At 55.5% G+C, this 25,301-nt stretch carries 16 protein-coding genes, 1 tRNA gene and 4 pseudogenes; 8 read left to right on the top strand and 13 right to left on the bottom strand.

From position 1 onward, the window contains the following. Nucleotides 1–56: 56 nt before the first annotated feature. The 9 genes and pseudogenes from polA to OZX57_RS03575 all read right to left on the bottom strand — a co-directional run bounded on the left by polA (nt 57) and on the right by OZX57_RS03575 (nt 12,648). Nucleotides 57–3,138: pseudogene (gene polA, locus OZX57_RS03615) on the bottom strand (DNA polymerase I). Between the two features lie 110 nt (nt 3,139–3,248). Further along, on the bottom strand, nt 3,249–4,025 hold the full coding sequence (locus OZX57_RS03610) for a response regulator (RefSeq protein WP_277162742.1): 777 nt from the start codon (nt 4,023–4,025) through the stop codon (nt 3,249–3,251). 125 nt (nt 4,026–4,150) lie between these two features. After that, a tRNA-Leu gene (locus OZX57_RS03605) sits at nt 4,151–4,224 on the bottom strand. Nucleotides 4,225–4,470: 246 nt separating this feature from the next. Next, nucleotides 4,471–5,925 (bottom strand): pyruvate kinase, encoded by a 1,455-nt coding sequence (pyk, locus tag OZX57_RS03600; protein ID WP_277162741.1) that lies wholly within the window; start codon nt 5,923–5,925, stop codon nt 4,471–4,473. Nucleotides 5,926–6,069: 144 nt separating this feature from the next. Next, nucleotides 6,070–7,062 carry a TerC family protein gene (locus OZX57_RS03595; RefSeq protein ID WP_277162740.1) on the bottom strand — a complete coding sequence of 331 codons (993 nt, stop codon included), beginning with the start codon at nt 7,060–7,062 and terminating at the stop codon, nt 6,070–6,072. Nucleotides 7,063–7,143: 81 nt separating this feature from the next. Beyond that, on the bottom strand, nt 7,144–9,258 hold the full coding sequence (gene uvrB, locus OZX57_RS03590; protein ID WP_277162739.1) for an excinuclease ABC subunit UvrB: 2,115 nt from the start codon (nt 9,256–9,258) through the stop codon (nt 7,144–7,146). A gap of 150 nt (nt 9,259–9,408) precedes the next feature. Next, nucleotides 9,409–10,017 carry a dephospho-CoA kinase gene (gene coaE, locus OZX57_RS03585; protein ID WP_277162738.1) on the bottom strand — a complete coding sequence of 203 codons (609 nt, stop codon included), beginning with the start codon at nt 10,015–10,017 and terminating at the stop codon, nt 9,409–9,411. Nucleotides 10,018–10,124: 107 nt separating this feature from the next. Then, nucleotides 10,125–11,612, bottom strand: coding sequence for a 30S ribosomal protein S1 (gene rpsA, locus OZX57_RS03580; RefSeq protein WP_277162737.1), 1,488 nt, complete (start codon nt 11,610–11,612; stop codon nt 10,125–10,127). Between the two features lie 140 nt (nt 11,613–11,752). After that, a pseudogene (locus tag OZX57_RS03575) lies at nt 11,753–12,648 on the bottom strand (bifunctional methylenetetrahydrofolate dehydrogenase/methenyltetrahydrofolate cyclohydrolase). Nucleotides 12,649–13,028: 380 nt separating this feature from the next. On the opposite strand from OZX57_RS03575, the gene OZX57_RS03570 reads away from it, so the two are divergent. From OZX57_RS03570 to OZX57_RS03560, 3 genes and pseudogenes are all read left to right on the top strand, one after another. Further along, nucleotides 13,029–14,141 carry a zinc ABC transporter substrate-binding protein gene (locus tag OZX57_RS03570; RefSeq protein WP_277162736.1) on the top strand — a complete coding sequence of 371 codons (1,113 nt, stop codon included), beginning with the start codon at nt 13,029–13,031 and terminating at the stop codon, nt 14,139–14,141. 341 nt (nt 14,142–14,482) lie between these two features. After that, a pseudogene (locus OZX57_RS03565) lies at nt 14,483–15,361 on the top strand (ABC transporter ATP-binding protein); the annotation flags it as partial. Between the two features lie 218 nt (nt 15,362–15,579). Next, nucleotides 15,580–16,415: pseudogene (locus OZX57_RS03560) on the top strand (metal ABC transporter permease). Nucleotides 16,416–16,532: 117 nt separating this feature from the next. On the opposite strand, the gene OZX57_RS03555 reads toward OZX57_RS03560, so the two are convergent. Further along, nucleotides 16,533–17,144 (bottom strand): CarD family transcriptional regulator, encoded by a 612-nt coding sequence (locus OZX57_RS03555; protein WP_277162735.1) that lies wholly within the window; start codon nt 17,142–17,144, stop codon nt 16,533–16,535. 184 nt (nt 17,145–17,328) lie between these two features. Here OZX57_RS03555 and OZX57_RS03550 point away from each other — a divergent pair, with 184 nt between their 5' ends. From OZX57_RS03550 to OZX57_RS03535, 4 genes are all read left to right on the top strand, one after another. Further along, complete coding sequence (locus OZX57_RS03550) at nt 17,329–18,078, top strand: response regulator transcription factor (RefSeq protein ID WP_277162734.1); 750 nt, start codon at nt 17,329–17,331, stop codon at nt 18,076–18,078. Nucleotides 18,079–18,170: 92 nt separating this feature from the next. Next, nucleotides 18,171–19,268: a HAMP domain-containing sensor histidine kinase gene (locus tag OZX57_RS03545; RefSeq protein WP_277162926.1), complete on the top strand. Its 1,098-nt coding sequence runs from the start codon at nt 18,171–18,173 to the stop codon at nt 19,266–19,268. 113 nt (nt 19,269–19,381) lie between these two features. Continuing rightward, nucleotides 19,382–20,029: a S24 family peptidase gene (locus OZX57_RS03540; protein WP_277162733.1), complete on the top strand. Its 648-nt coding sequence runs from the start codon at nt 19,382–19,384 to the stop codon at nt 20,027–20,029. Nucleotides 20,030–20,039: 10 nt separating this feature from the next. After that, on the top strand, nt 20,040–21,356 hold the full coding sequence (locus tag OZX57_RS03535) for a Y-family DNA polymerase (protein WP_277162732.1): 1,317 nt from the start codon (nt 20,040–20,042) through the stop codon (nt 21,354–21,356). Between the two features lie 15 nt (nt 21,357–21,371). Here the strand turns inward: OZX57_RS03535 and OZX57_RS03530 are convergent, their stop codons facing one another. Both OZX57_RS03530 and OZX57_RS03525 read right to left on the bottom strand, forming a co-directional pair. Next, on the bottom strand, nt 21,372–21,887 hold the full coding sequence (locus OZX57_RS03530; protein ID WP_277162731.1) for a phosphoribosyltransferase family protein: 516 nt from the start codon (nt 21,885–21,887) through the stop codon (nt 21,372–21,374). 333 nt (nt 21,888–22,220) lie between these two features. Continuing rightward, the gene (locus tag OZX57_RS03525; protein WP_277162925.1) at nt 22,221–23,003 is read right to left on the bottom strand and encodes an HAD-IIB family hydrolase; all 783 of its coding nucleotides are present in this window, start codon (nt 23,001–23,003) and stop codon (nt 22,221–22,223) included. A 232-nt stretch (nt 23,004–23,235) separates the two neighbouring features. Between OZX57_RS03525 and OZX57_RS03520 the strand changes: the two genes are divergently transcribed. After that, complete coding sequence (locus OZX57_RS03520; protein WP_277162730.1) at nt 23,236–23,673, top strand: metallopeptidase family protein; 438 nt, start codon at nt 23,236–23,238, stop codon at nt 23,671–23,673. A gap of 93 nt (nt 23,674–23,766) precedes the next feature. Here OZX57_RS03520 and OZX57_RS03515 read toward each other — a convergent pair whose 3' ends face one another. Beyond that, nucleotides 23,767–25,203, bottom strand: coding sequence for a DUF5719 family protein (locus OZX57_RS03515; RefSeq protein WP_277162729.1), 1,437 nt, complete (start codon nt 25,201–25,203; stop codon nt 23,767–23,769). Nucleotides 25,204–25,301: the final 98 nt, after the last annotated feature.

Here is a 25,301-nt window from a genome sequence, read left to right as displayed (position 1 = left end):
TTCCTCCGAACTTTCGCCAACTCTTTCAAATGCCACCCGTAATCCGGCAGCAGCCATCAGTGCGCAGCGGCCTGCCAGTCGGAACCGATGCCGATGGAGACGTCCAGCGGCACAGCCAAGTCGACGGCGTGTTCCATGGCGTTGCGCACCAAGCCGCTGACCTGCTCGCTCTCCCCGGCGCGACCTCCAGCACAAGTTCGTCATGGATCTGCAGAATAACGCGACTCTTGACTCCGGCCTCACGCAGCGCATAGTCGGCACGAATCATGGCGATTTTCATGATATCGGCGGCCGAACCCTGAATCGGGGCGTTGAGCGCACCGCGTTCGGCGGCGTCGCGCACCTGGCGACGTGTGGACTTGAGCCCCGGGAAGTAGCGGCGACGACCGAACATCGTCTCCGTATAGCCCTTTTCGCGAGCGGTAGCGACCAGCGATTCCAAATAATCGTGCACTTTGCCGAAAGTAGCGAAATACTTGGTTTTCAACACGTCGGCCTCGGCCGGACTGATCTTGAGCTGTTGCGAAAGTCCGTACGTACTGAGTCCATAAGCCAGGCCGTAACTCATCGCCTTGACGTGGCTGCGCTGGTCGGGCGTAATCTCATCCATCGGAATGTCATACACAAGGCTTGCCACATAGCGATGGAAGTCCGTACCGGACTTGAAGGCCTCAATCAGCGACTGATCACCAGAAAGGTCGGCCATGATGCGCAGCTCGACCTGCGAATAATCGCAGCTCAGCAGCGATTCGAAGCCCTCTCCCGGCACAAACGCGGAACGAATCTCACGTCCGGTGGCATTGCGGTTGGGGATGTTCTGCAGGTTCGGATCAACCGAGCTCAAACGTCCGGTGGCCGCGACGGTCTGTTCGAAGGTCGTGTGAATCCTGCCGTCCTTGGGATTGACAGCTTCCAACAGCGTCTGCGTGATCTGCTTCAGTTTGTTAGTTTCACGATGACGGAGCAGTGCGCCAAGAAAATCACTCGCCTTCTCGTCGTTGGCATACTTGACATATAGATTCTGCAGTGTAGCAGCGTTGGTGGTGTACGAGCCGGATTTGGTCTTCCTCGAAGGCGTGAGCCCCATTTCGTCGAACAGCACCGCCTGCAGCTGCTTCGGGCTCTGCAGATTAAGATCATGGCCAGCTGCTTCGAATGCAATCTGCTGTGCCTGATCGGCATCGGCCGTAAACCCGTTCAGCAGCTCATGCAAACGATCTAGATCAACCTTCGCACCTGCGTCTTCGATGCCATAGAGCACTTGGGAAACCGGCAATTCGATGGAGCGCAACAGACCGTATTGCTTGCGCCGGTCAATCGGAGTCTTCAGGAAGTCGGCAAGAGCGCGCACGATGGCAGCATCCTTCGCGGCCTCCTGCTGAACCTCTTTGGAAGCATCATTACCAGCAACATCACCATCTTCGTCTCCGAAATCAAGTTCACCCTGCGCCTGTTTGGGCTCGCTGTCCTCGATTATTATCCCAAGGAAATGAGCTGCGGCCTTTCCGAGCGTTTCGGCATGGAAATCAGGATGCACCAGATACCCGGCGAGCTTGGTATCGAAGAGCGGCCGTCGCATCGTTACACCGGCTGAAGCCAGCATATGCAGGTGTTCCTTATAACCGTGCACCACCATCGAGGTGTGGAAGACATCCAGCAAGCACTGCAATGCAGAACGCATGGCGTCATCAATAGTATTTACGCCGAACACCGCCGCCTCATTATCGGCCAGCAGCGCCACGGCTTCCAGTTTCGCATTTCCTGGTTTCGATTGCCCAGAAGCATACAATACCCATGAATGACCGACTTTTTCAGAGCAGCACAGATCGCGATCGACCAGTTCCGGGCCTGTGGCACCGTCAATGATTGCCTGCTCATCCGCCTTCTCGTCAACACGCACCTCGGCATCATAGCTGCTTTGCTGTTCTTTGGAGATTTCGGAATCATCATCCGACTTGTCAGTCGAATGGTCAGCTCCCTCCGAATCATCGTTCTTTCCGCCGAAGGTCTGAATGATGAGATCGGAATTAATCTTACCTGTAGGGAACACCGACGCAATGTGCACGTTAATCCAGTCGCCGAGTTCTCCCGCATCGTGAATTTCGGTCACATGAGGCTCTTTGATGACAGGCTCGTCGTCGTCAGCTTCAGCAGGGGCCTCTACGGAGGCCGAATTCGCGTCCCCCGGCATGACCCCGCCGTTGAACGATTTGACCAGCCTATTCTTGGAACGGTTGCTGAACTGAAGCTTGGTGAAGACCTCGTTGACCTTGCTCATGTCCATACCGCCGAGCGTGAAATCGTCGATAGTGGCACCAAGGTCGAGGTCACGCAATACGGCGTTGACACGACGATTGAGCTTGACCTGATCGATGTTGTCGCGCAGTGCCTGCCCCTTCTTACCGGGCAGTTCGTCAGCGTGTTCGATGATGCCTTCGAGCCCACCATACTGGTTGATCCATTTCGCCGCGTACCCATCGCCCACACCTGGCACACCGGGAATATTGTCGGCGGTTTCGCCACGCATGGCCGCCAAATCGGGATATTGCTGCGGGGTGACATGATATTTCTCGACGATGGCGTCCGGGGTCATATGCTTCAAGTCCTTGAAGTGGTGGCCCGGATAAAGCACGGTGATATCGTCGTCAATAAGCTGGAAGGCGTCGCGGTCTCCGGAAAGCACCAGTGTCTTATAACCAGCGTTCTCCCCATCGAGGCCATAGTGCCGATGATATCGTCGCCTTCGTAGCCCTTCTTTTCCACATATTTGACACCCAAGGCCTTAAGGAGGTCCTGGATAATCGGCAGCTGGCTCAACAGTTCCTCGGGGGCGGCATCTCTGGTGCCTTTGTATTGCGGCAACATCTTGTTGCGGAATGTGCCGCCGGCCATGTCAAAAGCGACGGCGAGATGGTCTGGCTTTTCACTATCAAGCACCTGGGCCAGCATCGTCGAGAATCCCCAGACGGCATTGGTCGGCTGACCAGTCGAGGTAGTGAAACTTTCCACGGGTAATGCGAAGTAGGCGCGAAAAGCCAGAGAATGGCCGTCCACAACCAGAAGTGTACCTTTTGTTTCCGCACTGCCTTCAGCTTTTACGGTATTGTTCGCCTTCTCTGTGCTTTCGTCATCATTCATAAGCTTGTTTGCCCCTTTTATCGTCGTTTCGTACGCGCTGTTGTTTCCACTATACAAATATCGCCTGCCGATTCATAGGCGAATCGACAGGCGACTTCAAAATTCTAAACTCAGCGCTGTGCTGCTTCGGGCTTCGGATCGCCGTACTTGGCGATGATGGCCATGGCCAAGCGCTTCTTGGGGATGCGCTGATCCATCGAGGTCTTCTGAATCCAGCGGAAAGCACCCTGCTCGGAGAAGTCCGCCTTGTCCATCAGCAAGCCCTTGGCGCGGTCGACGAGCTTGCGCTCCTCGAGCGAATCCTCGGCCTTCTTGAGCTTTTCTTCGGCTTCCTTCAGCTGGGACTCGGTCTGCTTGAGCTTGCCTTCGTTGACTTCGACGGTATCAAGCAAATCGTTGATCTCGGCGAAGCGACCCATGGCTACTTCCAGCGCAGGCAGCAGCTTGGACTCTTCGTAAGGCTTGGTGACGTAGGCCATGGCACCCGCACCGGTGGCTTGCTTGACCAGGTCAGGCTGCGAGTACGCAGTGAGCATCACCACTGGGGCGATGTTCTCGTCGCAGATTGTGCCGGCGGCCGCGATTCCATCCATGCGGGGCATCTTGACATCCATGCACACCACGTCAGGGCGGAACTTGCGAGTCAGCTCGACAGCTTCCTCACCGTTGGCTGCCTCACCGACGATCTTGTAACCGTTGTCTTCGAGCATGGCTACAAGATCCATGCGATTGACGGATTCATCCTCAGCCACCACCACAGTGCGCTGGCGCGGCTTGCCGTCTTCGGCTTTTTCTTCCTTGGCTTCAGCAGCTACAGCTTCGATATCATTATCAGCAGCGGCCTTCAGCTCGTCATCGGTTAAAATCTGGTCCATTGCATCATCCATTCTGTATTCACTCCCGTACCGGTTTTTTCTTGCCCTTCTCAGTCTCTTACGACAAATATGTCAAGTACAGAGCACATTTGATACTATGATATATCAATCATATAAAAGTGATAATCCACTTAGCGTGCCCTTGGTGGGACTCGAACCCACACTGCACAGATTTTGAGGCTGTTTCCTCTACCAATTGGGATACAAGGGCTTGTATCTGGCCACAACCGTTAAGATTGCAACCCTATTAAATTATCATAATCAAGCGACGTAAGCCGTCTCATTTCGTAATCTGCGTGTCTCCCGCATGTTCTGCAACTTTGACATGCCGAACACCAGAAATATAAAAGTCGGTTCCGACGATTCCATCCATCGGAGCCGACTTTTATGTTCGAAAGCTTTTACGCCTTTTGATAATCGGTCAAATCACCGGACTAAAAGGCGAATTGCGTTTTGCTCAGGCCTTGTCAGCATCGCAAGCGCCCACGGTGTGGACGTAGAGCGAATCGGTGCGGCCGGACTGATGCTCGCCTTGAGCAGAGCTCAGCACGACGATCTTGTCGCCGTCGACGACCTTGCCGGCATCGCGAAGCAGCTTGTCGGTGAAGATCATCAGCTCATGACGGTTCATGTCGTGGTAATCGGCATCGGTGCAGAACGCTTCGGTGCCCCAGCTCAGAGCCAGCCAGTGATAGGTGTGCTCGTTGTTGGTGATGCCGTAAATCGGAGCGGCCGGGCGTTCGCGGGAAACACGATGCACGGTGGAACCGGTCTGCGTGAAGGCCACGATAGCCTTGGCGTTGACCTTGTCGGCCAGATCGACGGCAGCGGAGGAAACCGCGCCGGTGCTCGACATATCGAGATTGTTCAAAGCCGGGATGCGATCGAAGCCGTGATCGGTGGCATAGCCGGAGATGCGGGCCATCGTGTTGACGGTCTCTGCCGGGTACTTGCCGACAGCAGTCTCGTTGGAGGTCATGGTGGCGTCCGCGCCGTCGAGAACGGCGTTGGCGCAATCGGAAGCCTCAGCACGGGACGGAATCGGGGAATTGACCATGGAGCCCAAGACCTCAGTAGCGACGATGACGGGCTTGGCATATTCGCGAGCCAGCTCGATGCAGCGCTTGGTGACCAGCGGCACCTCTTCGAACGGCATTTCGACGGCCATATCGCCACGGGCGACCATGATGCCGTCAAAGGCCTTGACGATGTCCTCAAGGTTCTCGACAGCCTGCGGCTTCTCAATCTTGGCGACGATCGGGATGCGGCGGCCTTCCTCGTCCATGATCTCATGGGCGCGGTCGATGTCGCTGGCGAAACGCACGAAGGACATGGCGATGATGTCGGCGCCGGTCTGGATGGCCCAACGCAGGTCGGCCTCATCCTTCTCGGTCAATGCCGGCAGGCTCACGGCCACGCCCGGCAGGTTGATGCCCTTGTGGCTGGAAACCGGTCCTGCAACGACGACCTTGGTGTGCACGTTGTTGCCCTCGACCTTGGTGACCTCGAGGCGGACCTTGCCGTCGTCGATCAGAATCGGGTCTCCGGGGTGGCAATCGCCAGGCAGACCCTTGAAGGTGGTGGAGGTGATGTGCTCGTCGCCTTCGATGTCATCAGTGGTGATGACGAATTCCTGGCCAGCCTCAAGCTGGACCTTGTCCTCGCCGTCGGCGTTCTTCTTGAACCAACCACAACGAATCTTCGGGCCCTGCAGATCGACCAGAGCTGCAACGTTGCGGCCTGTGGTCTTGGAAGCCTCACGAACGTTGTTGTAGACCTTCAGATGGTCGTCGGTGGTGCCGTGCGAGCGGTTGAGACGAGCGACATCCATGCCGTTCTTGACCAGCTCGGTCAGATTCTCCAGCGATTCGCTCGCCGGTCCGATGGTGTCTACAATTTTTGCTTTCCTCATGAATACCTGCCTATTCTTTCTGACATGTTGTTTGGCGGGAACAAACCCGCAACATGTTCAAGTCTACTAGCATCCCTAGGTCTTTGTGTCCGTTCCCACGACTTTTCCGTGAGCGTTCACATACTTGTTAGGACAATCATAGTTTTACTCAGCCTTCGCCTTGGCTTCATTGGTTTTCATCTTGATAACACTGGCCAACGCGGCAACGCCGATGGCAACAATGATGACGCAGAGCGACATCCAAGTCGGTATTTCCGGCACCTGCGTAATCGGGTGCCCGCCATTGATGAACGGCAGTGAATTACCATGCAGCGCCTCCATCACCAGCTTGACGCCGATGAAACCGAGGACTACTGCCAAGCCGTATGGCAAGTACTCGAGCTTATCCAACAATGCGCCAAGCAGGAAGTACAGCTGCTGCAGACCAAGCAAGGCGAAGATATTGGAAGTAAAGACGATGAACGGGTCTTTCGTCAGCCCGAAAATAGCGGGAATGGAATCGAAGGCGAACATGACGTCAGTGGTGCCGATAGTGAGGAAGACGATAAGCATCGGGGTAAAGAACTTCTTGCCATTCTTGACCGTCCGAATCTTTTCGCCGTCATATTCGTCAGTGATTTTCACCACTTTGCGCAGTGCGCGAATGAGGGCGTTTTCGTGGTATTCCTCGTCATCATCGTCATCGCCTGCCACGAGTTTCACCGCAGTATAGATCAAGAACGCACCGAAAATGAAGAAGACCCAGGTGAAACGCTGGATTACGGCCGCGCCGACAAGGATGAAAAGCCCTCGAAGCACGAGCGCGATGGTGATGCCAACGCTGAGCACATACTTCTGTAGCTTTTTCGGCACTGCGAAATTCGTCATGATGATAACAAATACGAAAAGGTTGTCGATGCTCAACGAATATTCGGTGAGCCAGCCGGAGTAGAACTCGAGCGCCGGTTGCGAGCCGGACACCCACCAGACCAATCCGCCGAAAATCAGTGCCGCAACCACGAAGAAAGCGATATGCTGCACACACTCTTTGGTTGTGGGAACATGGGGCTTACGCCCGATAACAAACAAGTCGACAATGAAGAAAATCGCAAGCACCACATATGTGGCGATCATAAACGCAAGGGGTGTTTCAGCCATATACTCACCCTACGGGGTGCCGATGACCTGCCATGATTGTATTTATCTCTTGTGATTGTTCTCCGGGATTGCGATGAGGCTTTATTTCTGAGCTTCGGTAATCTGGCGAAGTTCCTTTTTCAAGTCGCGAATCTCGTCGCGCAGGCGGGCTGCGAGCTCGAACTGCAGCTGTTCGGCAGCGGTATGCATCTGATCGCTCATCTGACGGATGAGATCGGCCAGATCCTGGGCTGGCAGGCCTGCGTTGATGATGTCATCATGATGCTTCTGCAAATCGGCTTCATCCAAGCTGGTGAGAGCGATGCGTTTATCGCTACCAGCGCGTTTCTCGTCACGATAGCCTCCAGCCAAGAGCGTTTCAGTGTCGACGTCCTCCTTGGCCAACATGTCGGTGACATCGCTGATCTTCTTGACCAACGGCTTCGGGTCGATGCCATGTTCCTTGTTGTAGGCAATCTGCTTCTCACGGCGGCGATTGGTCTCGCTGATGGCCGTTTCCATCGCATCGGTGATCTCATCGGCGTACATAATTACGGTGCCCGACACATTACGTGCGGCACGGCCGATGGTCTGGATGAGCGAACGATGTGAGCGCAGGAAACCTTCCTTATCGGCATCGAGGATGGCCACCAGAGAAACCTCGGGCAAATCAAGGCCCTCACGCAGCAGGTTGATGCCGACGATGACGTCGATTTTGCCTTCTCGCAGTTCACGCAGCAGCTCGACACGGCGAAGCGTGTCCACATCAGAATGCAGGTATTCGACCTTGATGTCCCGCTCCAACAGGTAATCGGTGAGGTCTTCAGCCATTTTCTTGGTCAGCGTCGTCACCAATACGCGCTCATGTTTGGACACACGGTCCTTGATCTCACCAAGCAGATCGTCAATCTGCCCTTTGACCGGTCGTACGACGACCTTCGGGTCCAAGAGACCGGTAGGCCTAATGACCTGTTCCACCACACCGTCGGAAAGCCCAAGCTCATAGTCACCAGGGGTGGCGGAAAGATAAACGGTCTGGCCGATACGCTCGAGGAATTCCGGCCATTTCAGCGGCCGGTTGTCCATCGCCGAAGGCAGACGGAAACCGTGTTCGACCAACGTACGTTTACGGCTGGCGTCACCTTCGTACATGCCGCCGATTTGCGGGACAGTGACATGGGATTCGTCGATGACCAGAAGGAAATCATCAGGGAAGAAATCAAGCAGGGTATGCGGGGCGCTTCCAGGCTCACGCTGGTCGAAGTGGCGGGAATAGTTCTCGATGCCGGAGCAGAAACCTACCTGCTGAATCATCTCAAGATCATAGTTGGTGCGCATCTCCAAGCGCTGGGCCTCCAACTCCTTGCCCTGCTTGCACAATTCGGTCGTACGGTCAATGAGCTCCTGCTTGATGGTCTTCAGTGCGTGTTCCGTGCGCTCAGGGCCGGCGATATAGTGCGAAGCCGGGAAGATATGGACCTGAGACTCATGGGCGATGACGTCGCCGGTCAGCGGGTGCAGGGTGGAGATGCGGTCAATCTCGTCGCCGAAGAACTCGATGCGAATGGCCAGTTCCTCGTAAACGGGAATGATCTCAACAGTATCGCCGCGCACACGGAAGGTGCCACGAGTGAAAGCAATGTCGTTGCGCTTGTACTGCATGGCGACAAACTTGCGCAGCAGCGAATCTCGGTCAATCTGATCACCCTCGTGCAAGAAGAGCATGCGCCCGGCATATTCTTCCGGGGTACCCAAGCCGTAGATGCAGGAGACGGTGGCCACCACCACGCAATCGTCTCGGGTCAGCAGGTTCGCCGTTGCGGCGTGACGCAGTCGTTCCACATCGTCGTTGATGTTCGAGTCTTTTTCGATATAGGTATCGGTCTGGGGAATGTAGGCCTCGGGCTGGTAGTAATCGTAATAGGAAACGAAGTAGCTGACAGCATTGTCGGGCATAAGCTCGCGGAACTCGGCACACAGCTGTGCCGCCAAGGTCTTGTTGGGCTCCAAGATAAGCGTCGGACGCTGCAGCTTCTCGATAAGCCAAGCAGTGGTCGCGGTTTTGCCGGTACCGGTGGCACCCATCAGCACCACGTCATTCTCGCCGTTCTCGATGCGTCGCGCGATCTCGTCGATGGCCTCCGGCTGGTCGCCGGACGGCTTGTACGGCGCCTTCACCACAAACGGATGATGCGTACGCTCGATATTGAACCCCATGCCTGTCTCGATTCCTTTCGCCAGCCTGCGCTTCTCTGGTATCTCCGTGGTCGAACCCGAATACGGAAATCTTGCCGTTTCAGCTCGAAGGCTTATTCACAACCATTGAGCCAGATACCCATATTTTACTTTATGCGAATCCTTCACCGTTCACTGCCATTGTGCGAACAGCATATCAAGATGCTCGAACATTTGTTCGATTGGTTGCGTTGAATCAATGACCACATCGGCTATTGCCTCACGCTGTTCACGGGTTGTCTGATGGCGTATCCGGCCTTCAGCCTGCTCGCGACTCATCCCTCGCGTATTCATCATCCGCTGGATGCGAGTTTCCTCAGGTGCCTCAACGGTAAGAATGTGGTCGAATTGAAATGGAATGGTATCGATGACCTCGGCCAATAGAGGCACATCGTGAACAATCACAGGATTCGAAGAAGACCGTTCCGCAATCTGTTTTTCAAGTTCCCGAGCACGCCGGTAAATCAGCGGATGTTCGATATCGTCAAGCCTCTGTTTGGCGTCAGGAGCAGCCTGCGGCGAAAATACATGGTCTGCCATCCACTTACGATTAAGCGACCCATCGGATTGCATCGCTTCTGGGCCAAACTCCTCAACGATTTCGCGGATACCCTCACTGCCCGGCGCGACCACTTCACGTGCAAGCTGGTCATAATCGATAAGATAAGCCCCACGTTTCTTGAGATGGGCGTCAACGGTGCTTTTGCCTGCCGCGATGCCACCGGTCAATCCGATTCTCATCTGTCCCTCGATATCCAAATTGTGACAAGAAACAAGAAGGTCGGCATAGACCTAAAGCCTATGCCGACCCATCTCACGAAATCACCGTGAAATCACCGGAAGTGATCTCACTTCTTCTCCTTGAGGAGTTCCTCACGAAGAGCGGCGAGCTTGTCGGAACCGGCAAGCGTGCCTTCGGACTCGTTCTCCGAGGAGTACTTAGTGGACTCTTCGACAGCCTTTTCAGCATGCGCGTTTGCACCCTGGCCATCCTCGGCAGCGGATTCCTCTGCGCCTTCGATTTCCTTGGCAACGAACTCCTTATGCTGCTCCCACAAATCGTGAGCGGCCGCATACTGGTTCTCCCACTCCTCGCGCTGCTTCTCGTAGCCAGCGATCCATTCGTTGGTCTGCGGGTCGAAGCCTTCGGGGTACTTGTAGTTGCCATCCTCGTCGTAATCGGCGGGCATACCGTAGAGCGCCGGATCGAAGTCCTCGCTGGACGGATCGACGGAGTCGTTGGCCTGCTTGAGCGACAGGGAGATACGGCGACGATCGAGATCGACGTCGATGACCTTGACGAAGATCTCTTCGCCCTGCTTGACGACGGTCTCCGGGTTGTCGACGTGACGGTTGGCCAGCTCGGAAATGTGGACCAGGCCCTCGATGCCATCTTCGACGGAAACGAACACACCGAACTGCACGATCTTGGTGACCTTGCCCTTGACAATCTGTCCGGGAACGTGGGTGCGTGCGAAGCGCTGCCACGGATCTTCCTGCGTCGCCTTGAGGGACAGCGAGATACGCTCGCGATCCATGTCGACATCGAGCACCTCGACGGTGACCTTGTCGCCGACCTTGACGACCTCGGACGGATGATCGATGTGCTTCCAGGAAAGCTCGGAAACGTGAATGAGGCCGTCCACCCCGCCGAGATCGACGAATGCGCCGAAGTTGACGATGGAGGAAACAGTGCCTTCACGGATCTGGCCCTTCTTGAGCTGAGCCAGGAAGGTCTCACGGACCTCGGACTGGGTCTCCTCAAGATACTGGCGACGGGAGAGCACCACATTGTTGCGGTTCTTGTCGAGCTCAAGGATCTTGGCCTTGATCTTCTGGCCGATGTACGGCGAGAGATCGCGGACACGACGCATCTCAACGAGCGAAGCAGGCAGGAAGCCACGCAGGCCGATGTCGACGATCAGGCCGCCCTTGACAGCTTCGATGACGGTGCCTTCGACAACGCCGTCGTCGTTCTTGATCTTCTCGATATCGCCCCAGGCGCGCTCATACTGGGCACGCTTCTTGGACAGGATAAGACGTCCTTCCTTGTCTTCCTTGGTAACGACAAGGGCTTCGACGGTGTCGCCGACTTCAACGACTTCGTCAGGATTGACATCCTTCTTGATGGAAAGTTCGCGGGAGGGAATGACACCCTCGGTCTTGTAGCCGATGTCGAGCAACACTTCGTCGTGATCGACCTTGACGACGGTGCCCTCAACCAGATCACCATCATCAAAATTCTTGATAGTGGAATCGACTGCCTTGATGAAGTCTTCTTCGGTGCCGATATCGTTGATCGCGACCTTGGTGACTTCGTTATTGTTCTCTGCCATTAAACGTGGTTTCTTTGTTATTAGTTGGATGGATATTACCTAATTAAGTTATATTGGTGACCTTTCGGCCACGCAAGTCATAAGATTACTAGTCGCCCTAGCCAAAGTGTCACAGAAAATCCGGGCGTGTCGCAAGCATCTCAGTCAAGCTGCCGTTCAGCCATCTCTACGACGTTCGCCAACAGCATCGCGCGGGTCATCGGTCCCACTCCCCCGGATTCGGGGTATAGGCGGAACTCAAGGAATGACAGGTCTTATCGATGTCACCGCGGACACGATAGCGCCCGGCCTCTTCGTCATAGATTCGCGATACGCCGACGTCCACCAAAACAGCTCCCGGCTTCACATCTTCAGGGCGCACAAATCCAGCTCGGCCAACGGCAGCAACAATGACATCAGCCCGACGTAGGTGATCTTGGATGTTTTTGGTTCCGGTATGGCACGATGTCACGGTGGCATTGACGTTTTTCGCGGTAAGCATCAGGCCAATGGTGCGACCAACGGTGATACCTCGGCCGACGACGCAGACGTCCTTTCCGTTCAGATCGATATCGTAATGATTCAGCAACGTGATGATGCCGCGTGGCGTGCAGGGCTGAGGAGCAGGATTCCTGCCGTCGATATGCATGACAAGCTCACCCAGATTAGCCGGGTGCATGCCATCGGCGTCCTTAGCCGGGTCGACATGAGCAATGACCTTGTTGGCATCGATGCCCTTGGGCAGCGGCAATTGGACGATATACCCAGTGCATTTCGGATCGGCGTTGAGCCGTTCGACAGCATCGATGATCTCCTGCTCGTTGGCCGTTTCAGGCAACTCGACCGCAATCGAGGCGATACCGACTTCGGCACAATCTTTATGTTTCCCGGCCACATATTTGTGTGAACCAACATCGTTCCCCACGAGGATGGTGCCCAACCCGGGCTCGACACCTTGAGCCTTGAGCCGCTCCACGCGCCGACTCAGATCTTGCTTGATTGCCGCTGCAACGGCCTTCCCGTCGAGTTTGAGAGGAGCACGTTCCGCGTCAGTCATACTTTTCCTTCATACATATATATCGTCTTGTTGCTTTCCGCGCCCAGATTGTGCAGCAGATAGTCATACCCCTAAATTGTACGGTTACATCTGCCGTCAGATACGGGCGTGTCCCCTTCTCCGTCATACTCCTTGGTTATAGCCGTTTATCACTGTTAGGTAGATTCACCTATTACATTCGTTCACCACCTTGGAATGGTTCAATATTTCTCCATTGCAATCTGATAAATCCGGTGAGATTTCCAACTTTGCCTCGCTGACAACACCGTCAACAGGTGACTCTATCTTTAATTGAAAATGATTTTCATTTTCGAAGTGTTTCTGTATCGTTATACTGGAATACACACAAAGCGGAGGCAACGCGACAAGGGGGTAACAGCATGAAACGAATCGGACGAACCAAAAAAGCCATGGCACTGCTTGGTGCGCTGTGCATGATGTTCGGATTTGCAGCCTGTGGAGCCGGCAACGATTCACAATCCCATTCCTCAAACCAGAGCGACACCAGCAAACAATCGGCGGACGGGCCGATCAAGGTGGTCGCATCAATCAATCAATGGGGAACGCTGGCCAAGGAAATCGGCGGATCCGATGTCAACGTGACCTCGATCGTCAACACCGTTTCCGTGGACGCCCATGATTTCGAGCCTCAAACCGCCGACATGGCCAAGCTGCAAAGCGCAGAAATCGTGTTGGTCAACGGCGCCGGATACGACAGCTGGGCCAGCAAATCCATCGCCAAGGGCACCACCAGCGTTTCGGCGGCAACGACCGTGGGCGCGAGTACCGGCGACAATCCCCACCTCTGGTTCTCCAAGGAGGCACGCAAAGCCACAGCCGAAGAGCTCGAAGACGTTTTCGCCAAGGCGCGACCTGCCAAAGCCAAGCAATTCGCCGCACGATTGAAGACCTGGCAAGCCAACGAAACCAAGCTTGAAACTTCTATGAAGGAATTCTCGCAACAGCACAAAGACGCCACATACGGCGCCACCGAACCGGTCGCCTATTATCTGATGGACGATCTCGGCTTCGCCGACAAAACTCCTAAAGGTTATACGCAATCGGTAAGTTCCGAGGGCGAACCCGCCCCGAGCGATCTGCAGAAATTCCAGCACCTGATTTCCGGGCGCGATGTCAATCTGCTCATCAACAACACGCAAGAGGCCAGTAACACCACCAACCTGCTCACCGGAACGGCCGGACGCACCGAAGTGCCCGTTGTCGACGTCAGCGAGCAGATGCCTCAGGACCAGACCACACTCACCGGCTGGATCACGACGCTCGTGAAGAGCATTGACAAGGCTATGGCGGATTTCAAGGCCAGTGAAGCCAACCATCAGAAAGTGGACACAGGCAGCGATGGCAATGGCTCTGAACAATCTGGGCAGTCTGAGCAACCTGGCACCAGCACGAACTCCAGCCAGCAGACACCTTCAACCTCGGACAATAGCTCGGTACCTTCGAATGAGGGCCAGACCGATCCAGGCAAATAATCGGTCGCAACCGAATCCGGTTCGCTCAATGATTATTCCCCTACCGATGCGTGGTTCAAAGCAAACAAAAAGCACACTTTGAGCCACGCATTGCACTACCTCACATCGCAAACACACAGAACAGTTGAAGCCGAAAACATCGGCATGAGCACGTAATTATTGTTAACTCGCCATTGATGGTATAAGAGCAGAAGCCCTTCACAAATAAACAGTACTCAACTTGTACTTTCGCTTAAGGAACAATCACACCTTTAATTGAGAATGATTCTCAATTTCAATTATACTGTAAATATTACATTACTACCTATTTTCGAATATCCCTGACAGGCGGAAAGACGATTATGGCACAACAAACGCAAGTCGAAAGATTGCAGCAAATCGCGACTTCTAGCGACGAACCGGCCCTGGTTTTCGAAGATGCCGGCATCAAACGTAGCGAAAGAGTCATCTGGCAACATGGCAGCTTTTCGATTCCCTCAGGCTCCATCACTGCCATCGTAGGTACAAACGGCGCTGGCAAGACCACGATGATGAAAGCGGAACTCGGCCTGTTGCCGTTGTATACCGGCAGTCTCACCGTGCTCGGCGGACCTGCAGGCACCACCAATCATCTTATCGGCTATGTGCCGCAAAACTACGCCAGTGATATCGAATCCAACCTCACCGCCGAACAATCCGTATTGCTGGGACTTACGGGAACGCAATTCGGCATTCACCCCACCACCAAGGCGCAGAGGGCGCAAGCGCGCGAGGCGATGGCCTTCACCGGAGTCGACGACAAGCGCCACTATCGGCTTTCCGAACTTTCGGGTGGTCTGCGCCAGCGCGTCGCCATCGCGCAGGCGTTGGTAAGCGGCCCAAAGCTGCTGATGCTTGATGAGCCCCTGGCCAACCTCGATCTTGCAGCTCAGCGCGAGACAGTGCACGTGCTGGCCAAGCTCAATCACGAGATGGGCATGACTATCCAAGTGGTGGCCCACGACCTCAACATGTTGCTGCCCATCCTTGACGGGGCGGTCTATCTGCTCGACGGACACCCACATTATGCAAAGATGAACGAGGTTCTTGACGCCGATCTGCTCACCCATCTTTATGGAACGAAAGTCCAAGTGGTCACCACTCCACAGGGCGATATGTTCGTCACCCCCGGCCCGGACGAACCCGACGACGTCACGCCGGACATTCACAAACCGTCCGAAGTGGCCGGTTTCCATCATCACGGCAAAGCCAATCCATCGGCCAACGACACCGAACGCCGTAATGTTGCCTTCAGCGGCGAAACACCACGGCATTTCGAAAAGGTACTTTCGCGCGCACATCACCGCTCAACGAGACAAACAGATAAAGAGCGGAAAGACATAAACGACGCAAACACGGAGCATAAAGAACCCATGCAGACGGATGTCGAGCAATCCAGCAAACGGCAAGAAGGCAGACGATGAGCAACATACATTTCGAATTCAACCATGATTGGCTGCAGATACTTTCCGTACCGTTCATGCACAACGCGTTCATCGCCGGCCTGTGCATCGCCTTGGCCGCAGGAGTGATGGGCTATTTCACCATCGCCCGCCACTCGACCTTCGCCGCTCACGCTCTGGCGCACATAGGCTTGCCTGGAGCCACAGGCGCGGTTCTGCTTGGACTCCCGGTCTCACTCGGACTCGGCATCTTCGCACTCGGCGGCGCTTTGGTCATCGGCGCACTGGGCAAGAAAGCCTCACAACGCGAAATCGCCACCGGCACCGTACTCGCCTTTGCCACCGGTCTGGGCCTTTTCTTCTCACGTATGTCGAGCTCAGCCTCACAGCAGATGCAGGCCATTCTTTTCGGTTCGATTCTGACCATCACAGATGATCAGGTGTTGGGCTTCGCGATTTTCGACATATTGTTGCTGGCGGTGATGGCTGTAGTCTACCGACCGCTGCTCTTTAGCTCTTTAGACGAACAGGTAGCGCAGGCCAAGGGTGTGCCGATCGGCGTGATGAACGTACTGTTCATGGCCATCATGGCGGGCGTCATCACCATCGCAGTGCCTGCCGTCGGCACACTGCTGATCTTCGCGTTGGTCGTGACCCCTGCGGCCACAGCGAATATCCTGACCAGTACCCCGCTACGTTCGATGGTGCTTTCCAGCGTGCTGTGCCTGATCTCGATTTGGGGCGGGCTCGTGCTTTCGGCGATGTTCCCGGCTCCCCGAGCTTCATCATCGTCACCATCTCGACGCTTTTCTGGGTCATCGCCAAAGGTGTTGAGGCGCTACGTCATCACTGAAAAGAAAACAAATTACAGTTTGAGGGTCATCTCGATATCGCGAGATGACCCTCAAACTATTGTAAAATCTAATAAGATGACCGGGCTTTAGCTACCGGCCGACGCCGGCTAGAACCGTCACTTCTTTTTCTTGGCTTCCTTGGCTTTCTTATTTTCAGCCTCTACCCTTGCCAAAGTCTGATCGGCAGGCTCCTCAGGAGCTTTGGAATGGTGCTTGGCGTCTTCCGGCTTAGCCTCGGCATAACCGAGATTCACATCGAGCAGATGCTGGGCCTCATCCTCTTCGATATGTTCGGAAAGCGCGATTTCAGAGGTGAGGATATTACGGGCACGAGTCAGCATGCGCTTCTCACCTGCGGAAAGTCCGTGTTCGTCGACGTCGCGCTGCGCCAAGTCACGCACGACCTCGGCGATCTTGTTGACCTCGCCAGTAGCGATCTTCTCGACATTCAGCTTGTAACGCCGCGACCAGTTCATCTTCTCGTTGTCGACGATCGGCGTACGCAGAATCTCAAAGACCTTAGCCACTTCCTTGCCGTCGACAATGTTGCGGATGCCCACCTTCTTGGCGTTATCCACCGGCACCTCGATGACCAAGCCATCGCTGGAAAGCACGGAAAGCTGCAGATAATCGCGGGTCACGCCTTTCACCGTGCGCTGTTCGAAGGCCGTTACCTTCGCTGCACCGTGACGTGGATAAACGACAACGTCTCCAACTTTGTAATCCATGAAACCTCCGAGAACACTATGGCAAACTTGACTTAGTTTTTCATGTGCCACGGACGTTTATCTCGGTCGCAAAGCGTAAAAACCGCAGCGAAACCGCCATAGACCTCAGACATTTCACCAATTGGGTGCGGCGGAACCTATAATGGATTGTTTGTAGAGATATTTTTTAAAAGGCGGAGGATACATGCTCAATACTTCGGCACATCAGAAGACGCCGCGCACCATCTTGGTGGTCGAGGATGAACCCGATCTCGCCACGGCAATCGCCCAGCGAATCACGGCCAACGGATGGACCGCACGTGTGGCCGGTGACGGAGCAAGCGCCGTACGTGCCGCCAGCCAAATCAAGCCCGATTTGGTAATCATGGACATCATGTTGCCCGTCATGGACGGCATCGAAGCCACCAAGCGCATCATCGCCGAGCGCCCGGTGCCGGTGCTGATGCTGACCGCCCGTGATTCCGAAGCCGACAAGGTCATGGGGCTTTCCGCCGGAGCCGATGACTATATGACCAAGCCATTCTCCCCTCGCGAGCTCATCGCCCGTTGCGAGGCGTTGCTGCGTCGTGTCGAACGCGCCACCCTCATCGCCAAGAACAACGAGAACGAGAAGGTGCTGGACTTCGGTTCCCTGGTCATCGATCCGCGTCAGCGCATCGTTACGCAGGATGGCAAGCAAGTACATCTGACGCCTACGGAATTCGATCTGCTGGCCACGCTGGCACGCAAGCCGAAGTCGGTGTTTAAGCGCGAAAAGTTGCTGGAGGAAGTATGGGATTGGCCCGACGCCTCCGGCACCCGTACCGTCGATTCGCATGTCAAGGCCTTGCGCCACAAGCTGGGCAGCGACATGATTCGTACCGCACACGGTGTCGGTTATGCCTTCGAGCCGCCCGAGGACGGTAACGCCGCGACATCGCCTATCCAACAATGAAAATCAACAGCCCTACGGGGCTGCTTTTCATATAAGCTTCATTTCCAGTGAATACAGTGAAAAACAGTCAAGAGAATTCAGTGACCACAGCGATGACCAACCGTACACATCAATCTGGTAAGAACAAGAGGATACTGGACAACGAGCGTCCAATCGGATTTTTCTCGTCGTTGAAGGTCGAGCTGAGCGTCATCATCGTCATCGCCACCGCCATCGCATTCGTGATGGCCTGGTTCCTTCTGAAAGTAGGACTGAGCGGCTGGATCGCCATGCCATTGACACTCGTGGTGGCATTGGGAATCACCTATTTCTTCTCACGAGGACTAACCTCTCCCCTGCGTCAGATGCGTGATGCAGCCGAGGCGATGAGCGAAGGCGATTACACGGTACGCGTCAAGGTCAGCGACCAAAGCCATGACGAAGTGGGCCAGCTCGCCCGCTCGTTCAATGAGATGGCCGAGGAACTCCAGCATGCCGACCAGATGCGGCGTGACATGATCGCCAACGTCTCCCATGAGCTACGCACCCCCGTCTCCGCCCTGCAGGCGATGCTCGAAAACCTTGCCGACGGCGTGGTCGAGCCCACTCCAGCCAACCTTGAAGGAATCCTTAATCAGACGCACCGCCTTTCCGACCTCATCGCCTTCCTGCTCGACCTTTCACGCATGGAGGCCGGTGCCGCAAGCCTCAACATCGAGCAGTTCAATTTCGCGGACTTCATCGATGAGACTCTGGAACCGCTAGAAATCGCCGATGCCGGGCATGCCCATGACGTCAACGTCCACGTGCCTGACTCCATCGAAATCGAAGGCGACCAAGACAGACTGCGCCAACTGTTCACCAACATCATCTCAAACGCCCTCAAACATTCGCCCGACAATACCACGGTATTGGTCGAGGCCCACGAAGACAAAATCCACGGCACCGTAGTCACCAACGTCGTCAATTTCGGCTCGCAGATTCCGCCAGAGACGCGTGCAGACATCTTCCGCCGCTTCGTGAAAGGCAAATCCGGCCCAGGCACCGAATCCGGCGGTACCGGCCTCGGACTGTCAATCGCTCGCTGGGCGGCGCAACTGCATGGCGGCAATGTCAAGGTCGTCGACGACAACCGCGGCGCTGATTTCGAAATCACCTTGCCGAAGTACCACATCGCCACCGACGACCCCAAGAACACCACCGTTTACTGATATATACTCGATAGATTCGAACATTCGTTCTGCTACTAGCTTTTTATAGTTGTCAGAGCCTTTTGACACAATGATATTCGAACAAACGTTCGAATATCATTGTGAGGCATAAGATGACGACTCTGACAGCATGTGTATCAACACAGAGCACCCACGACCAAGGTTGCAGGGTCACACGGATTTTCCGTTCAGCGTTGGCCCCCAAACCAGTTCCTATAGCTCTTGAAGCGGTTCATGCCGGATTCCCCTCCGTGGCGCAGGATTATTTTGCGGGCGATTTCAGCTTCGACGAACACGTCATCCGTAACCCTGATACCACATTCATCATCACGGTGGCCGGCGATTCCATGGAAGGCGCCGGCATCTGGGACGGCGATTTGCTGGTGGTCGACCGTTCGCTTGAACCACAGGCCAACGATGTGGTGGTGGCCGTTCTTGACGATGAATTGACTGTCAAACGACTCATCATGCGCGGATCAACGCCGATTCTGCATCCCGAAAACCCTCATTACCCGGATTTTTCACCCGAAAATGCAGAAGAACTGGTGATTTGGGGCGTAGTCATCGGCAACTTCCACGCGCAAAGCCGTTCAAGACGGTTAGGGTTCTCCCCACAAGGAGTCACCCGCCCTGGCATGGGCAAAGCATCGACATATCACGACAGCACTCCCGCCAAGGCCAACGGAACCACCGGCTTCGCAGGCAGTCAGGGATGGTCCGGCGGCGCCACCATCTATCCCTTCCCTCAATACAACAGCTAACGGAGCAGCTATGACGCAACCGCTTATGGTACTGGCGGATGCCAACAGTTTCTTCGCCTCTTGCGAGCGCGTTTTCGACCCTTCCTTAGCTCGAAAACCGGTCGTTGTACTTTCCAACAATGACGGGTGTGTGGTGGCCCGAAGCGCCGAGGCGAAACGGCTGGGCATCAAGGAAGGCACGCCATGGTTCAGTATCCGCGAGGAGGCACAACGCACCGGTGTGGTGGCCCGCAGTTCGAATTATGAGTTGTATGCCAGCTTGTCGGCACGGATGATGTCGGTGATGAGCCGGTTCATGCCAGGACAGGAGATTTATTCCATCGACGAATGTTTCCTCTCTCCTTCAACGGACGCCCGGCAGACCGTGCGTGTTTCGACAGCCATGCGCAAGGCTGTGCTGGAAGGCGTCGGCATACCGGTAAGCATCGGCATCGCGCCAACCAAGACCCTAGCCAAAGTAGCGAATCATTGGGCCAAACGACATCCCGCAAGCGGCGGGGTGAGTCTGTGGACCGATATTGAGCAACAGTATGGCGACGCAGCCTTGGCCGAGATCCCAGTCAGCGACATCTGGGGCGTCGGCAGACGACTGACCAAGAAGCTACAGGCGATGGGTATTGTCACCGCGCTTGATCTGCAACGACAGGATCCGGTATCCATCAGACATCGGTTCTCCATCACCGTGGAACGCACTGTTCTGGAGCTCAATGGCATTCCCTGCATTGCTGGAGACGCCAGCGCCAACGACGGCAAACGAAAATCGGAAATCTTGTGCTCCCGCATGTTCTCGACACCGATCACCGACATGGCCCATATGGATCAGGCCTTAAGCGTGTACGCGCAAAAGGCATGCCGTCGGTTGCGTCGGCAGTCAAGTCTGTGCTCGCATGTCTCCGCATTCTGCGCCACCAGTCCCTTCGGCCCGGAAAACAGCTATCAGTCGTTTCACGGCACTACAACGCTGCATGATCCGAGCGATGACCCACTGATCATCGCCAAAGCCGCATGCCAGGCATTGCACGGCAGGGCTGACCCCCATGCTCGTTACATTCGGGCGGGAGTGCTGTTGCTTGGGCTTCAAGATGCCAATGATTTCACTACACTGCATGGTTTCGAAGCCAAACGCGACACCCACAATCTTGGTGCCATAATCGACCAGGCCAACCAAAAATTCGGCTCATCCCGTGTCGGCATTGGCTATGGCGGAATACGTGGAAAAGGACGCGGCGACGAGGATACCGGTGCAACGTGGACGATGAGGCGTGAGATGCTCTCCGGACGTTGCACCACACGCTGGGATGAGATGGCCGTGGCTCACGCCGATTAGACAGCAACAATCGTCTTAGCATTTGGTGTCAGGCGACGGATTCGGCGTACACGCCAACACGCACCCCATGACCCGTTGGACACCTGCCGAACGCAATGCATCCATGCAATGCCTCATCGTGGCACCTGTTGTCACGATGTCATCAACGACAATGAACAACGAACCATCATCGACCAAATCTTCGGCAACTCGCACATGCCCAGCTATGCGCCGCGAACGAGCAGAAGCATTAGAAGCCTGCACCGATTTGCTGTGCACACCCTCAAGCTGCAGCACTGGCCGCACCACAACCGAGAATCCGTAGCCGTGCAAATCGCGCGCCATGGCTTTGGCAATAGGCAGCATCTGCCATCGACCACGACGATGCATCGAAGAGACAGATGACGGAGCCGGAACCAATGCAAGATGAGTCGTGGAAACATGGCTGGCATGGAGAATCCGCACCACTGAATCAGCCAGCAACGAGGCAAACACAGCATCGCATTCCTCGTCACCATGATCCTTCCAAGCCAATATGGCATGCCGAACCACACCCCGATACCACGAGCAGGCATAACAACAATCCGCATCACCCGGCGACGCCTTGCTGCAAACCTGTGTGAATAGTGCACGGCACGAGGAGCACAATACTTCATCCGGAGCATCGCAGCCAGCACAACCACGAGGAAGAAGCACATTACGAACGGCCGCATACCAAGCGTATACACTGCGGCCAAAACCCGACATCAAAGCATCCATACCTCGATAGTAGAGATTCGACGCTTCATACGAGACAAAAACAGGACACTGTGGTCGAACGCTACCGGCTATGCACATATCGGGCGTGTCAAGAATCATCGGTCAACAATTGGCCGCACGCAACTCCTAGGAAAGGGCGGCGATAAGACGGTCGCAGACCTGAAGCGTGTCATGCGGTCCAGCGACGCGAATCGGCTTGGTGCCGGCAGTTGCCGCAGGATAGTCATTGCCGTCCGGGTCCATACGATCGCCTACGAAGACAACCTGATCGACCCGGCAATGCAGTATGTCGCACAATCGGCGCACGGCATAGGCCTTGTCGACGCCTCTGGCCGATATGTCGATGCTGGTCGAGCCACCGGAACGCACCACCAAATCAGGCAAATCGGCGCTCACCGCCTCGGCGAGCCGGTTTTTCTTCTCATTGGTGGGATCCCAGCGTTCCTTGGCATCAACGGGAGCCTGCTGTCCCAAAGCCGAAAAGGTAATCTGGCTGCCGCGATCTTCGATGCGAGACCCCCACGTATGCTCCAGCCAAATCCCCTGCTCACGCGCATGACGCTCGATGGAGGCAATCGCGCTCTTCCGGTAAGCCATATCGAGATCATTGGAGTAGACACATTGCCATTGTCCATCACGCCACCGGTAATAACGCGTGCCGCTGGTCGGCATGACATGGATATTGGCACGTCTCGCATCGGCCGTAAGAACATCTAGAACCTGGCTTTTGGCGAGCTCGAACCGTCCGCCGGTAATGACGGCAACGTCAATCAGCGACGACAATTTCGAAAAACGCACGGCCATGTCTTCGTGCATAGGCTTCTTGGAACGGGCTAAGGTGTTGTCCAAATCGAAGGCGATCACTTTCGCGTCACCCGCAAGGCCGGAAAGGTCATAGTCCCGCCACATCGGTATCACCGCATTCGTGTGTCCGCTCATCGACTTCTCCGTTCACATCATCAAGGGCAACTGCCTGTCAATATCTCTTCATGGTACGACGACCGTTACCGAATACGACGGCATACGCGACACACTGGCAAGTGCCGACACTTGGAGATGAAACGGTAAAACCGCTGATTGTCATCACATCTCAGACGAATTCGTTCTTGGCAATGCCCACGCCGAGCCGTAGCATGGAACCATGTTGCGACCACCTTGGCAGACCCACATCTATCGAAATCGTCATGGCCGCGGGCCGAGAACACCGATGTTCGGCACACGTTTGCCACGTTACCGAACCCGTAGCGGTATGTTCGACGACATGGTGTCCTCGCAGATTCGTCGTCTTCTGGCGGCATGGCCGCAATTCGTGAAGCCGGTCCAGTTCGCCGTCGAGGACGTACCGCCTTCGGCACCTGCGCCTTGGGAACCGGAACGTAGCGCAACCTCACAATGCTATGCGGCCAACCATGGCATCCCGGCCCGCATCGTCCTCTACCGCATGCCAATGCAAATGCATCACCCGAGCAAGGAAGAGCTTGAATGGGCCATTCGCGATGCGCTGGTGTCAAGGCTCGCAGAGCTGTATGGACGGCGACCGGAAGAAATCGACCCTGACTGGACCGGCACCGAGTTATAAGCCAGCAGATGGCATAACGATATCGACAAGATACTGGTATGCCTATCTTTCGTTGTTAGCGCACAACACCGGCGTCGGATTTGACCCGCACGTTCATGGTTTGCGGTTCCAGCCCCGAAGAGGCGAGATAGGCCAGTGGAGCCGACTGGGATTGGTCCTCCCCGACTCAATCAACCTTGTACCCATAGCAACGTTTTTGCCGTTCTTGAGCACGAACATCACCGCATTCGCATCAACATCTCCGGCTTTTACGTTCACTGCGGCATTACCGGCAATTTCGATGTCCATGTTGCCTGCAGGCTTGCCCGAAGCGTCGTATCCCTGCAACGTCGCCTTGACGGGCTGATCGGATATGTTCATCAGCGCAAGCACTCCGTCGGTATGGTCCGGCAGTACAACAGCCGACCGAGCGGAGGCCTTGGCTGGGCCGACATAAGTGAAGTCGGTATCCGATCCCACACTTCTGGTCACTTTGGCCGCCACGTCAATCGGCTCGCCGGCACTGGCCTGCAACCCGATGGCATCCTGTGGAGCTTGTCCCAAATCAACCACAGACACCTTGCCGGCATCGAGATGCTGGGTCTTCGCCTGTGTGGTTCCCTGGCCGTTTACCCAAGACAAGGAAAGATCCGTGGAACGCCTGGCACGAGCCAAAACCTTCACCCCATCACCGCCAGAAAGACCAGGCAGATATTGCCTCTTCGCACTGGATTGCAACGGGACGGCATAATCGGAACCAACGGCGGACAATCCGTTGAGTTCGACGCTTCGCACGACTGCGGCAATCGGGGTCTCTTTGCTGGTCACACTCACGAACAATGCCTCGTTGCCAGGAGCAGAAGCGGACAGTTCCTGTGTGGCCTCGCCATTGGCCCCGACATTGAGAATATTGCCAGTGGAGAGCTGCAACGGGGTACCATATTTGGTGCTCCAGATGCGGATTTGCAGCGATGTGGGCTTGGAAGAGAAATTGGCAACGGACAACTGCTGAGTGGCACCCGTGGTGGTAGGCCCCAACAGAAAATCCTGTTCGAGTGCCGGCGTCACGCAAGTCGAGGCTGACAATCCTTTAAGATCACCCTCACTTGCCCAGGAAGCCACTGAAGCCGCGGCACCTGTACCAGATTTCGCTGTGAGTAAATGGGTCTCGAATGCCGTCGATCCTTTGTCGACTGAACCCGAATACGTTTTGACCGTGGCCCCATCGACGGTGTCATCGCCTTTGAGCTTCTGTTCGTCGGCCTCACTGCCATTGGTGACCGCGCCCACCGTGGCCTGATAGACCGAGCCGAAAGCCCCGTATCTTGCAGACGAGGTGACGTTACCCTCGGAGGGTTGGAAAGCCGCATCACCATATTTGCCGTTGTCGGAAAGCGCCATACGTGCTGGGCAATAATAGGTGAGGTCGGTCTGGCTCACCGGTTTCACCGTCGCACTGTCGCCACCGCTGGCCGGATCTGCCAACCATTTCGGCAACGGCACCAAAACCACCGCGGCAATCAACGCCACCAGCACTACAACGGTAATCACGCCCAAAGTCCCACGGAGCACCGCGTGAGCGCGGAGAGTCACTCTCCGATATTTCGGCACTTTCAGTCGTCTCTGGCATGCTGGCAACTTCACTCTGA

It is taken from the genome of Bifidobacterium sp. ESL0682, from assembly GCF_029392815.1.
Lineage (GTDB): Bacteria > Actinomycetota > Actinomycetes > Actinomycetales > Bifidobacteriaceae > Bifidobacterium.
This window is presented reverse-complemented; position numbering and strand designations above follow the sequence as displayed.